This is a genomic window from Pseudomonas sp. Root562 (assembly GCF_001427125.1).
In the GTDB taxonomy this organism is placed as follows: Bacteria; Pseudomonadota; Gammaproteobacteria; order Pseudomonadales; family Pseudomonadaceae; genus Aquipseudomonas.
Window position 1 is genome coordinate 39708 of sequence record NZ_LMGK01000006.1, and the last position, 12574, is coordinate 52281.

Here is a 12574-nt window from a genome sequence, read left to right on the forward strand (position 1 = left end):
GTCTGCAGTCTCGTTGTTGTTATTTGCGAGCGGTAGGCAGAGGGGCTCGATGCTGCCGAGCCCCGAAACAATCAGCGTTTGACGCTACCCTCACGAGCGAGGGCGATATCTACCATCTGCGGCGCAAGACCCAAATAGTTAGACGGGTCGGTCAGGCGCTTGAGTTCCTCGATATCCAGTTGTGCGGTGGCTTCGCCCTGAGCGAGCAACGCATCAAGCAAACTGGTGCCTTCATCGTTAGCCATGCGGCAGGCGGCATACACCACGTCATGCGCCACCTGGCGTCCGAGCGCTGGGGCCAGCCCCATCATCACGGCTTCAGCCACAATCAGACCTTGGGTCATGTCGAGGTTTTTGCGCATGCGCTCAGTGCGGACTTCCAGGCCGGCGAGCATGAACTTCGCCTGGCCGAGGGATGCCGCGCTCAAGGCGAACGCTTCAGGAATGGCGATCCATTCGGCCTGCCAAGGGCCGGTGGAGCGTTCGAAGTCCTGAATCATTGCATCCAACATCAGGCCTGCGTGCTGACGCACACCTTTGGCTGCGGCATACATCAATTCACAGGAGATCGGATTGCGTTTCTGCGGCATGGTGCTGCTCGCACCGCGACCTTTGACGAAGGGTTCGTACACTTCACCCAGCTCGCTGGTCATCATCATCATGACGTCCAGGGCAACCTTGCCCAGGGAACCGGTGACCAGCCCGAGGAAGTTCAGGGTTTCCGCCAGGCCGTCACGCGCGACATGCCAGGTGGCTTGCGGAACGCCCAGACCCAGTTCTGCCATCAGGGCTTCCTGGACTTCCAGACCCTTGTCGCCCAATGACGCCAACGTGCCCGCCGCGCCGGCGAATTGACCGATCTCTACTCGCGGGCGCAACTCCACCAGGCGCTCGGCGTGACGGTCGAACATGCTCAGCCACACGGCACATTTGTAGCCGAAGGTGATCGGCAGTGCGTGTTGCAGGTGAGTACGGCCAGCCATCGGGGTATCGCGGTAGCGTTTGGCCAGGTCGGCCAGCAAGCCGCGTACAGCCTGGATGTCGCGCTCGACCAGTGCCAGCGCCGCGCGCACTTGCAGCACAACAGCAGTGTCCATGATGTCCTGGGTGGTAGCCCCCCAATGGACGTAGCGGCCGGCTTCGCCACAGCTTTTCGACAGTTGTTCAACCAACGGCAGGATCGGGTAACCGACAATTTCGGTTTCGTGCTGCATCAGCGTCAAGTCGAGGGAGGTATAGGTCGCCAGTTCAGCGATCTGTTCGGCGGCCTGGCTCGGGATTACGCCACAGCGTGCTTCGGCGCGGGCCAGTGCCACTTCCACTTCGATGTAGCGTTCGATCAAGGCTTTGTCGGAAAACACACCGCGCATCTCGGCGGTGCCGAACATGTCGCGAAAGAGGGCGGAGTCGAAGACAGTACTGGACATGAGGTAATCCTGATATGTTTGTTATTGATCGGACATATTTGATATGTCCGTACATAATTTTTACGTGCTCACTGATACACTGTCAACTCGGTGAACGCTTCGGACTGATGAAAGGTATGAACCAGACGCGCTATGCGGTCGTTGCAAAAGACTTGATGGAGGGGATTTCCAGCGGGAGATTTCCTGTAGGTACGTTGCTGCCAACGGAGTTCGAGCTGTGCGAGCTGTATGACGTGAGCCGCCATACGGTGCGTGCCGCCATCACCCAATTGCAGAACCAAGGGCTGGTGTCACGGCGAAAACGGGTGGGCACGCGGGTTGAGTCCGCCACACCAAAGGGCGGGTATTCGCAGTCGCTGGCCTCGGTATCAGACCTGGTTCATCTGGCCGAAACCCAAGTGCGCAGTATTCAGAGCGTGCAGCACTTTGTGGCCGACATCGCCTTGGCCAAACGCCTGGGCCTGGAACCTGGCGAGCATTACTTTTGTGTGTCGAGCATCCGGGTCGACCAGGAAAATCTGCGTGCGCCACTGTGCTGGACTGACGTGTACGCCCAGGATATTTACTCTGAGGTCATTGAATTGGCCGAGCAGCATCCTGACGAACTGATTGCCGCTTTGATTGAACAGCATTTTGGTCGGCACATCGATGTGGTGGATCAGCAGGTACGTGCGGTACTGCTGTCGCCGGAGATTTCCAAGAGCCTCAATGCTGAAGCCGGTTCTCCGGGCTTGAACATTCTTCGCCAGTATCGTGATGAGGCGGGGGCTGTGATGGTGGTGTCGGAAACCACCCACCCTCAAGACAGGTTTACGCTGGTCACTCAGATGCGTAGAGAAAAGACTCTGACTCCTTAGGAGTGACTGCTATTGGCCGATTTCTGCCCCTCACGACAGGCAGAATTCGGCCAAAAGCCGTCATTCTGGAAAGGCCGAAACGGCCAGAATTCGACACTCGGACTGTCTGGAAAATACGGAGTGATTCAGTACACCTGCATGCCATCCAACACTCGCGAACGATCTGACGAAAACTATTTTGAGTGGGGGAGGCTTTATTCTGAGCGAGTTTTTTGGGTGAATCAGAGGAATATTTACTTATCTCCGGTCTGCCATCTTTCCGACTGTCTCTGTTAGAGTTGATGCGTTGCTCACCATAAACAAAAGGAAAAGTATATGACTGTGGAGACTCTGCAGGCTTCGACGCAATACAGTGATTTAAAGGGTGGTGCTGCTGCTGACCGAGCCGACAAGGGTGGTCCTTCGGAATGGCTTCGCCACGAAGGTTACATTTCCGATGGCGAATTTGTAGTCGGCATCGACTTTAGCGTTGGTGAAAATCACGGTGTTCATCGTGACCCGGTATACGTATCTTTCTTGATCATTGAAACGCGCGGCTTTGACAACGTTGTAGCACAAATCGCCGCGCTTCCAGCTGATGAGCCAATCGCCGTGCGTAAGGTATCCGTAGATATGGCATTGGTCGATTTTTTCGCCCTTTTCAAGAGGTTCAACGTGACACTCACTCCCTTATCTGAGATGGAAGGGCGGACGTATCACTACACCGATTGAGGCACCAGTTGGCAGGTCAGAATAGGGTTAGGCCAACAACTCCGGTATATGTGACCTGTACCGGCTTGTAGGTATCGTTGAATGGAGCCAATCGTCCTGAGCTTCTTTGGCCGCCAAACTGTCGCCGATACGGTAATCTCCGCGATCATACTCTGCGAAGCCAGTACGGCTCCGAAAAATTGATTGTTCGCGGGTTGATTCGAAGATTAACCAAGAACATTAATTATGAAGGTGCATCGTGGGTACAGTCATCAGTCTCGACGTCGGCGGCGTGACCGTTGACTGGGCAAAAAATAATTCTGGTGCCGATCACCGCTCGTTATTTCAAGAGGGTGATCGGGTATGGATAAAAGCAGATAACGACGATGAGGAAGACAGTTATGGATATGATGCTTTAGCTCGTCCGTTATTGAGAGTAATACCTCGGTTGAATTTATTAGGGAGCACAATCGAAGCAGCCCGAGCGGAATACGATGCACTGTTGACCGAGTATGACGATATTGCAGTACGTGTTGGGAAGGATTTTAATGGCACTATGTCGTTCGACGAATTCTGTGAGTTTGTAGGTCGTTATTCCATTGAGTCTCTTGATGATAATTACATTGAGGTCGATGGTAATTGTGTCCGTGGTGTTATGGGGCGGTTTAAGGAGGTCGAGGCTGATATTAATAAACTGCCTGTCTTTGGCGGCGATATATACTGGTCGGAAAAAAGTTATTTCGCGTCAAGGATCTGCTGTCTAAGTGCCTACTCTATGCTGCAAGTGTTCGGGCAAAGCGAAAATAATATAAACGCGAAAGTCGTTTGGGATTATGGACCTCTTGTAGAGGCTGGCTGGGCTTCAAGTGAGGACTTCACGCCAGGCGCAATCCGTTCAAAGACCATTTTAGTCGCAACTGAAGGGTCTACTGACTCTCGCATAATCAAAAGGGCATTCAGTGCATTATGTCCTGACTTGGAAGATTTTTTTCGTTTTGTTGACGTTGATGAGAGGCATCCTTTTTGGGGGACTGGTAACTTAGTAAAATTCGCAGAAGGCCTAGTGAGAATAGATATTCAAAATAAAGTGTTATTTATTCTCGACAATGATGCCGAGGGTGTTGATGCAATGATGCGCCTTAAGGAACTAGCGATGCCCTCTAATATGCGTGCCATGATTCTTCCAAAAGACGATACGCTACTCAAATTTCCTGCGATAGGTCCGGAGGGAACACGAGAATCGGACATTAATGGGCGAGCAGCTTCAATAGAGTGTTATCTTGACCTACGACTCCCCAATCAACCTCCGGCAGTGGTCCGATGGAGCAATTATAAGAAAGATGTAGATGCTTGGCAGGGCGCGCTTGAGCATAAAGAAACTTATATGCGATATTTTCTAAGTCAATCGATAGATGATTTACGTAAAGATGATTATGATACGTTACGATTAGAACGCCTCTTGCATGCAATAACGGCTGAGGCTACGAAATTGCAAAAGCATTACGTAGAGTAGTAGTAGGCTTAACTGAATAAGTTCGAAGTTAACTTTATTGCGATTTGTGATACATAGAAATTCTTACAGTCTCCTATTTTCTGGCTTGTATAACCGGATTCTGCCGTTGCCCGCCGGCAGCTGTTGGCCGAAAACGGCCATTAGCTGACGTTCACAAGCGGCCGCTACCGGCCAAAAGTGTGTAAAAACGCTTCGCCAAAATTGAAGTGTGCGCGTCTACGTTGAATCTGGAATTTATCGGCACGTCAGCAGATGTGGATTTCGCGTAGAAACGCGATTTTCAGTCCGGTTTTGACTACCTGTCACGCTCAAAAACGTTTTTACACAGTCTCGGCCAAAAGCGGTCAGTCGACGCCTACGAAATTAGGGGTGATGTACGTGCTTTTTTTTACTCAAACGCTAGTGCTTTCAATAAGCATTTTACGAATAGTCAGGTTTTCTAGCTTTGCAACTATAGGGCTGCTGTTATCAATATGTTCTTTTACATGCATCCCTTCATTGTAAATTACACCGAGCAAGTAGAGTGTCTCGTTCACCTCCACGCCAGCGGATTCTGCAATATCTAATTTTGCTTTTGTTCCATTGGTTGTTAGAAAAGTATTTCTATCAGCCTCTAAGGTAATTTTTCCGAAAAGGATATTTTCTATTTTTACTCGAACATAACAACAAATCGCAAATGGATCATAGTCATCGCTGCCGTTTAAGTACTTCTGCCATTCACCGTGTGTATGTGTATGGAATATTGTTGAGTCCCCCCATGTCTCTTTTAATCCGAGGGATTGAAACTCCGCTCTTAAGTTTATAACTGAAGGGTAATAATGCAGATGATATCTATCTACACCAGAAGAAATTGCAGGATCAGACCTCTTAACAATCAATTTTTTGAAATGTTCATTCAAAGCAGGTTTAGATTTTTTGAGAAAATAAACTTTTTGATCTTTGAATGTGAAATTTTTGAAGTAAATAGGGTTCAAGTGGGTAAGGATGAGTGGATATATTTTTTGCCCTAGAGATTTTTTTTCTTTTATAAGGTTTGATATGTAATATTGCACCGCCACAAGGTTTGCGTCATCTAAGTAATCAAATACTTCATCTATGACTAGTATGCAGTCCTTTCGATTTTGTGCGTTGTTTACTTTTTGAAGCCACACCGCAAAGCACAGTGAGTCTCGTTGCCCATTTGATATATTGGATGCCGCTGGGAATTCTACAATGAGCTTTCCTCCCGACTCTGTTGGGCGAATGTTTTTCCATGTTGTATCAAAAGAACTTATAACTTTTTCGTACCTGACTTTATCATTGAGATACGATCTATACTTACAAGCTTTCTTAAAGGTTTCTTTGTCCTGGCTGTAATTTAAACATATTTGATAAGCGTTCAGGAGCGTATCAATTCTATCTTGCTGAGTTGAGTCGATTCTGGCTAGCAATGAGGAAACTGTGTTTATGCATTCGATGTTTCCAAGGTCTTCTGCTATATGATTAGTGGCCCATAAACGTAGGCTGTCGGCAGTGCCAGTCTCTTGATTGATTCTTCCAATTATGGAGCTTACTTTTTGCTGAATGCGAATCCCTGAGTACTTGTCCAAAAGGAGATATAAGTTTTGAATTTCTTCTATAAACTCGGGAGCTATTAGTAATTGATCAATATTTCTCAGTATCTTTGCATTTGCGCCAAAAGTCGACTTTGTCTGCCTAAAGCTGTACAAGAAATTTGTTTTGGTCGGGATTCGGGCGACGAGTACAAATGGATCAATTGCGATTGATGCCGAAGCAGTTGTGAAATTTCCCATGTTTCTTTTTGTACTTTTGGCTATTAGCCTATTGCTTATAACGTGAACGTCGTATCTGTCACTTATAGCGTTCGTTGTTCCGTCAGCGCTTAATGTAGCAACTGAATCATCTTGGGAGATAGTTATGGATAATTTGGGTTGTAGATCTTCATTGCCTTGATGTATGTGTTCTTTAGCCAGAGTCAAGCGTACAGAATTGAGGCCTGAAAAGGCTGCAGCGAAGGAGCTTTTCCCGAAGCCATTAGGCGCGACAAGTAAAGAAGGTTTGTTTGGGATTATATTAAGCTCAAATAGCTGATTCTCAATGCCCTTTACATTTTCAATGTGGATAGACCTGATCGTCATATTTCACTCCGATGCTTTTTTCTTATCGTTTTTTTTGTTTTGGAGGGTTGTTCAATATTTAGAATCAAGGAATATTAATAACAAGAAGACAGGCTAGGCAAGATTGTTTAGCCCCTTGTATGTGGCCAAACTTTTTTTAGGCATTTGGAGTAAATTACTTTTGTAGCTCTTCGACAATCTTTTCCAATTCTTCTTGTGCTTTTTTTATTATCGCAGGCGCACACTCCATGCAAATATTTAGGCGCTGACCCGGGACCTTTTCATAAGCAAAATGTTTTTCGCCTTTGGATATTGTATGGCTGCTTTTAGCATCACACTTGCGGGTGCCCGCGCTAATTTCAAACCTGAAGTCGCTGATGATGTTCCTAATATTTGACATGTTCGTCTCCCTGAACGTGGCGTTATGCCTTCTTGGTTGGCGTCGTGCCAGCATGCCACAGCTCAACACACGAATGATAGGGCATTAATTCGAAGCTACAGAGCTTCTCGGGGTGTAGGTCCACCAAGGTCTGCCGCTACCAGCACGGGGCTGATTCAACTCACATCCATCGACTAATTGCCTTCGTTGGACAGGTGCCCTAACTGACTTTCGACCATGATCAACTTTTTGTTTGGAAGCCGCTTTTGGTCAACACCGGTCGCCCTTGAACGTCCGCTCCTGGCCGATTTCTGCCTGTCGCGAAAGGCAGAAAACGCCAGAAATGATCATAGTATGCTTATAAAAAGGCGTCATTCAGCCTGGTTGAAACTAGTCTTGCCACAGCGCTCTTTTTTTCGCCAGTTGACGGTACTCTTCTTGGAGTGCTTTGGGCACTTTTAAAAGCTTAGCGACGTCATCGATCAGATCAGGGGCAAGCCATAGAGGCGCATTGCTCATGTGCATATGATTTCTACGACTCACCTTCTTGCGAGTGCTCGTGCTGAACATTAGATTCTTCCAGACCAAAGCCGATCTGGCAGGGTCGTTCTTGTCCACTAGCATCTTTTCCAGACGCCCCCCAATTAGGTCGCCTTCCCGCGGAGCAGTCATTTCCCGCCCCTGTATCGCTTTAACGTTCTGCTCCAGTACGGAGCGAGACGGCTCATCGGCATAGTGCACAACATCTAAAGGCTGGCAGTACTGCCGAATCCGCCAGACCATCTGATCCAAATAATGCAGTTCATGGCCCATCACGCCAGCGTGATTCAGAAAATATCTATCAGACTCCCACTCGGCGATTGCCTCAAATACTTCCTTCTGCCGCGGAGTAAGAGGGATTTCAAACCCAAGTTCTGTTTCTATCAGCGTCAAGGCTTTCGATATGTCGTGCCCGATAGTTAGAGCGCTTACACGGTGAAGGGTGAGAATGCCTTTTAGGTATTTCTCTAGGGCCTGCTCCGCTGACCACAAAAACTGAGGCACTAGTCGATGTCTAGCTGCTAGCCGAGCTGCTACGTAATCCCCATCACCTGTGTCTCTCAAGCAACGAATTATTGCGAAATTGACTTTGGCGTGCTTAGTCGGAGGCCTGTATCCAGAGTTATCCATTTCTCTTTTGAACCTTGAATTCGAAAGAATCATTGTCCCAAGTCCTGCTCATGCCGATAGTGCTCGGCCATCAGTTGACCGAAGGGAATAATCGTTAAAAATCTTGCGTCAGCATACACGTACCGCGGTGTTAAATATTTTGAGTCCAAGGAGAGAGTCAGACCTTCCGCTAGAGGATGCGGAGCTGAATGACCCCGAGATCCCTAGACCGAATCGAACCTGATAATGAGGCTTGGATCGAAAGCTTTTGTGACACAGCCTCCCATCTGAGTCTGTGTCTCACCGATTGAATAATTTGACAACGTCTGTTTTGGGTCGAAAGCGATTACTCGCGAGCGTCCGTTTCTGGCCGATCGCTGCCTGTCTACAACACCCACTATCGGCCCCATACCTAACGAATGCCAACAAAAAGTAGAAGTGTGCACCTCACCGTCAACCGTTGGGCGCCTGCATCGGGGTGGGTCAAACGCGTTGACTAAGCTTTGATTTACCGAAAATTTTTTCGGCAAATACAAGGAAGATGCGGCATGACTTTCTTAAAGTTCGGAATGATCGCCTCGTTGATTTTTCTCGCCGGATGCGCAAGCAGTAGCGCTTATCAACCGCCATCTGTGCCGGCAAACGCCGTCACGTTAAATGACGAGCAAATCCACGGCACGTTAATGAACAAGAAGCTGTATGGCACCACTCGGGAGGGCAGTCGTCCGTATTCGATTTTGTTTTCGCCCGATGGAACGGACATTTTTCAAATGGCACCTGACCCTCCCGAGAAGGAACGCTGGACACTTAACGAGGGTGTTGTTTGCGTCATACCCAAAGGCTACCCAACGGAATGCAGCCAGGTGAAAGTAGCTAATAATGAGTTCTGGTTTGTTGATCCAAAAAACGGGCGGGTCAATGCGCATTTGAAACTCAATCCGTGACGCGAGGCAGGTCCACGGGGGCTCCGGCTGGAGCGGCACCGTCCGCTCTGGCTCTTTTCGCGAGCAGGCTCGCTCCTACAGGTGAGTGTTTGGCGTTTTTAAACGTCGATGTGGGGTTTGTGTTTAAACGTCCTCAGGCTTTTTTCCTGAAAGCTACAAAACCTTGCGCCGTTGCCTACGGTTACGCCAGAATCCGCCGGCTTGTGCGTCTTGGGGCTGGGTTCTATTGTTTGCCGGTCGCTGAAAAAAACAGCGATCGGGTTTGGTAGCCCGGCCACCACAAGGCTCACAGCGTCACCTTTTGCAGGTGCTTTTCGACACCTGTCTTATGGTGGCCATGCGCAGGGCGCCTTCGGGCGCGCCGGGTTTGCCTTGTGTGCCGGTCTACCAACCTTCGTATGGTCACCACCCTTCGTTTGGTAGCAAGGGTGATGACTCCTTTAAATACACAAGGAGTTTCATCATGATCAAACCCACGCCGAATCCGCCAGAAACCGATCCCACGTCACCCTACGAACCCGATCCAAAGACTCTCAACGACGCCGCCGAGCGCGCGCTCAACTCCCACTTCCCCTCGACGGCCGACATCAAAGCCACGCCGCGCACAGTCAGCACGCTGTTTACGGTAGACCCCGAGGTCAAGACTGAAACCCTGATGGTGTATCTGGTGGAGACGCTGGCCTCGGTGGATGTGATGGTGCATCAATTGGTCGATCATCTGGAGGGTGGCGACCGCAATGCGCTTCTGGGCATTTCCAACAGCATCATGCTGGCGGAGATCACGGCGAACCGCGTACTGGATCAGATTGATCCGCCGCTGTGATCCCATAATCAGCGAAGTCCCCCAAAAAAAACACCCCGGCACGTTCATGCCGGGGTGCCAACACACACTGCGTTATTTCATTTTCAAGTCGAACCGATCCAGGTTCATCACCTTGGTCCACGCTGCCACGAAGTCCTTGACCAATTTCTCCTGGCCGCCGGCGCTGGCATAAACTTCGGCCAGCGCCCGCAGTTGAGAGTTGGAGCCAAAGACCAGATCGACCCGCGTCGCGGTCCATTTCTGTTGCCCGGTCTTGCGGTCTGTTCCGGTGAATTCCTCATTGGCCTCCGACACCGGTTTCCATTCCACGCCCATGTCCAGCAGGTTGGTGAAGAAATCGTTGGTCAGCGCTTGCGGGCGGCTGGTGAAAACGCCGTGGGCGGTTTTGCCGACGTTGGTGTTGAGCACACGCATGCCGCCAATGAGCGCAGTCATTTCCGGTGCGGTGAGCGTCAACAATTGCGCCTTGTCGATCAGCAACTTTTCCGCCGGGACGGTGTAACGGCCCTTGAGGTAGTTGCGGAAACCATCGGCGATGGGTTCAAGGAAGCCGAAAGACTCGACATCGGTCTGCTCCTGGCTCGCATCCATTCGCCCGGGTGTGAAAGGCACCGTGACGGTGTGTCCGGCATTTTTCGCTGCCTGCTCGACCCCGGCACAACCGGCCAGCACGATCAGGTCAGCCAGCGAGACTTTCTTGCCGCCGGCGTTGAACTCCTTCTGGATACCTTCGAGTTTTTCCAGCACACCCGAGAGTTGTTCCGGCTGATTGGCCTGCCAGAATTTCTGTGGCGCCAGACGCAGGCGCCCGCCGTTGGCACCGCCGCGTTTGTCAGAACCGCGGAAGGTCGAAGCCGCCGCCCAGGCTGTGGAAACAAGCTGCGACACCGACAGTCCCGAGGCCAGCAGTTTGCTCTTCAGCGCAGCGACATCACTGTCGTTGACCAGCTCATGATCGACTGCTGGAATCGGGTCTTGCCACAGCAGTTCTTCGTTGGGCATTTCCGGGCCGAGGTAGCGCGAAAGCGGCCCCATGTCACGGTGGATCAGTTTGTACCAGGCGCGGGCAAAGGCGTCGGCCAGTTGGTCGGGGTTCTCCAGGAAACGCCGCGAAATCGGCTCGTAGATCGGGTCGAAGCGCAGCGCCAGGTCGGTGGTCAGCATGGTGGGATCACGCCGTTTGGACGGATCGTGGGCATCCGGGATGATGCCGGCGCCTGCTCCATTTTTTGGCTTCCACTGATGCGCGCCAGCAGGGCTCTTGGTCAGTTCCCACTCGAAGCCGAACACGTTCTCCAGGAAGTTGTTGCTCCATTGGGTCGGGGTCGTGGTCCAGGTGACTTCCAGGCCGCTGGTAATGGTGTCGGGGCCTTTACCGGTACCGAACTTGTTCCGCCAGCCCAGCCCTTGCTCTTCCAGACCGGCCGCTTCGGGCTCGGCCCCGACATTGTCCGCGGGACCCGCGCCGTGGGTTTTGCCGAAGGCGTGACCACCGGCGATCAGCGCCACGGTTTCTTCATCGTTCATCGCCATGCGACCGAAGGTTTCGCGAATGTCCAGGCCGGCGGCGACCGGATCCGGATTGGCTTCGGGGCCTTCCGGGTTCACATAGATCAGGCCCATTTGCACAGCGGCCAGCGGGTTTTCCAGATTGCGGCCAGGCTCGACACGGCTGTCTTCGTTTTCCCCAGGCTCGGCAACGAGCGGGCCTTCACCGGGTTTCTGCATCGGTTGATCGTTTTTGCCGTAACGGGTATCACCGGCCAGCCATTTGCTTTCCGAACCCCAATACACATCTTCGTCCGGTTCCCAGACGTCCGGGCGGCCACCGGAAAAACCAAACGTCTTGAAGCCCATCGACTCCAGCGCCACGTTGCCGGTGAGCACGATCAGGTCGGCCCAGGAAATGTTGCGGCCGTATTTTTGCTTGATCGGCCAGAGGAGCCGGCGAGCCTTGTCGAGGCTGACGTTATCCGGCCAGCTGTTGAGCGGTGCAAAGCGTTGCTGGCCGGAGCCTGCGCCGCCACGGCCGTCACCGGTGCGATAGGTGCCGGCGGAGTGCCAGGCCATGCGCACAAAGAGCGGGCCATAGTGGCCGAAGTCGGCGGGCCACCAATCTTGCGAGTCGGTCATCAGTGCCGTCAGGTCTCTTTTGACGGCTGCAAAGTCCAGCTGCTTGAAGGCTTCGGCATAGTTGAAGTCTTCGTCCATGGGATCGGAGAGGGACGAGTGCTGGTGCAGGATCTTCAGATTCAGTTGATTCGGCCACCAGTCGCGGTTGGTTGTGCCACCGCCGGCGGCCTGATGAAACGGGCATTTCGATTCAGTTGCCATGTGTGAGCTACCCTCGGTCGTGTCATTCAGCTGACCGCCCCGGTTGTGGTCGGACAGCGGTGATTGAAATCAATGACTCAGGCTTGCGGCCGTGCAATGCGATCTTCTGATCGATCTGGCCATGCGGGTATTCTGAACACAGGCAACGCAATTGCCGACAGGATGACCCACGGTACGCCCAGTCAGTTGCAGACTCGTTCTTATCTCGTTATCAGGTCTTGGCCGGCCAGATGGCACCGGCGTTAGATAATGCTAGTCGCCCCTTGGTAAGTCAGCTAATAGCCGCAGTATTGGCAGCCGATAGGCGAAATCTTTCAGGGCGAGCCGTTTTGCAAAAGCCG

Annotated in this window: 10 protein-coding genes; 5 read left to right on the forward strand and 5 right to left on the reverse strand. The window is 51.5% G+C overall.

The window, feature by feature from the left end; all coding sequences use genetic code 11:
* Positions 1 to 71 precede the first annotated feature (71 nt).
* Complete coding sequence (locus ASD60_RS07180; RefSeq protein WP_056853334.1) at positions 72 to 1427, reverse strand: class-II fumarase/aspartase family protein; 1356 nt, start codon at positions 1425 to 1427, stop codon at positions 72 to 74.
* Positions 1428 to 1543: 116 nt separating this feature from the next.
* Here ASD60_RS07180 and ASD60_RS07185 point away from each other — a divergent pair, with 116 nt between their 5' ends.
* From ASD60_RS07185 to ASD60_RS07195, 3 genes are all read left to right on the forward strand, one after another.
* Positions 1544 to 2284: a GntR family transcriptional regulator gene (locus ASD60_RS07185; RefSeq protein WP_056853335.1), complete on the forward strand. Its 741-nt coding sequence runs from the start codon at positions 1544 to 1546 to the stop codon at positions 2282 to 2284.
* 315 nt (positions 2285 to 2599) lie between these two features.
* A complete protein-coding gene (locus ASD60_RS07190) occupies positions 2600 to 2995 on the forward strand; it encodes a hypothetical protein (protein ID WP_201783975.1) in 396 nt (131 codons plus the stop codon).
* A gap of 238 nt (positions 2996 to 3233) precedes the next feature.
* On the forward strand, positions 3234 to 4487 hold the full coding sequence (locus ASD60_RS07195) for a HEPN/Toprim-associated domain-containing protein (RefSeq protein WP_056853336.1): 1254 nt from the start codon (positions 3234 to 3236) through the stop codon (positions 4485 to 4487).
* A gap of 392 nt (positions 4488 to 4879) precedes the next feature.
* Here ASD60_RS07195 and ASD60_RS07200 read toward each other — a convergent pair whose 3' ends face one another.
* The 3 genes from ASD60_RS07200 to ASD60_RS07210 all read right to left on the reverse strand — a co-directional run bounded on the left by ASD60_RS07200 (position 4880) and on the right by ASD60_RS07210 (position 8027).
* Positions 4880 to 6625, reverse strand: a complete 1746-nt coding sequence (locus tag ASD60_RS07200) for a hypothetical protein (RefSeq protein WP_056853337.1) — start codon at positions 6623 to 6625, stop codon at positions 4880 to 4882.
* A gap of 154 nt (positions 6626 to 6779) precedes the next feature.
* Positions 6780 to 7004 carry a hypothetical protein gene (locus tag ASD60_RS07205; RefSeq protein ID WP_056853338.1) on the reverse strand — a complete coding sequence of 75 codons (225 nt, stop codon included), beginning with the start codon at positions 7002 to 7004 and terminating at the stop codon, positions 6780 to 6782.
* Positions 7005 to 7373: 369 nt separating this feature from the next.
* Positions 7374 to 8027, reverse strand: a complete 654-nt coding sequence (locus ASD60_RS07210; protein ID WP_156386255.1) for a hypothetical protein — start codon at positions 8025 to 8027, stop codon at positions 7374 to 7376.
* A gap of 653 nt (positions 8028 to 8680) precedes the next feature.
* On the opposite strand from ASD60_RS07210, the gene ASD60_RS07215 reads away from it, so the two are divergent.
* Both ASD60_RS07215 and ASD60_RS07220 read left to right on the forward strand, forming a co-directional pair.
* Positions 8681 to 9076, forward strand: a complete 396-nt coding sequence (locus ASD60_RS07215) for a hypothetical protein (protein WP_056853340.1) — start codon at positions 8681 to 8683, stop codon at positions 9074 to 9076.
* Positions 9077 to 9539: 463 nt separating this feature from the next.
* Positions 9540 to 9899, forward strand: coding sequence for a DUF6124 family protein (locus ASD60_RS07220; protein WP_056853341.1), 360 nt, complete (start codon positions 9540 to 9542; stop codon positions 9897 to 9899).
* Between the two features lie 72 nt (positions 9900 to 9971).
* On the opposite strand, the gene katG is transcribed toward ASD60_RS07220, so the two are convergent.
* Positions 9972 to 12233 (reverse strand): catalase/peroxidase HPI, encoded by a 2262-nt coding sequence (gene katG, locus ASD60_RS07225; protein WP_056853342.1) that lies wholly within the window; start codon positions 12231 to 12233, stop codon positions 9972 to 9974.
* Positions 12234 to 12574: the final 341 nt, after the last annotated feature.

Coding starts and splice junctions, on each gene's coding strand:
- ASD60_RS07200 (WP_056853337.1), bottom strand. CDS start 6,625: ATGACGATCAGGTCTATCCACATTGAAAATGTAAAGGGCATTGAGAAT.
- ASD60_RS07185 (WP_056853335.1), top strand. CDS start 1,544: ATGAACCAGACGCGCTATGCGGTCGTTGCAAAAGACTTGATGGAGGGG.
- ASD60_RS07180 (WP_056853334.1), bottom strand. CDS start 1,427: ATGTCCAGTACTGTCTTCGACTCCGCCCTCTTTCGCGACATGTTCGGC.
- ASD60_RS07215 (WP_056853340.1), top strand. CDS start 8,681: ATGACTTTCTTAAAGTTCGGAATGATCGCCTCGTTGATTTTTCTCGCC.
- ASD60_RS07220 (WP_056853341.1), top strand. CDS start 9,540: ATGATCAAACCCACGCCGAATCCGCCAGAAACCGATCCCACGTCACCC.
- katG (WP_056853342.1), bottom strand. CDS start 12,233: ATGGCAACTGAATCGAAATGCCCGTTTCATCAGGCCGCCGGCGGTGGC.
- ASD60_RS07205 (WP_056853338.1), bottom strand. CDS start 7,004: ATGTCAAATATTAGGAACATCATCAGCGACTTCAGGTTTGAAATTAGC.
- ASD60_RS07190 (WP_201783975.1), top strand. CDS start 2,600: ATGACTGTGGAGACTCTGCAGGCTTCGACGCAATACAGTGATTTAAAG.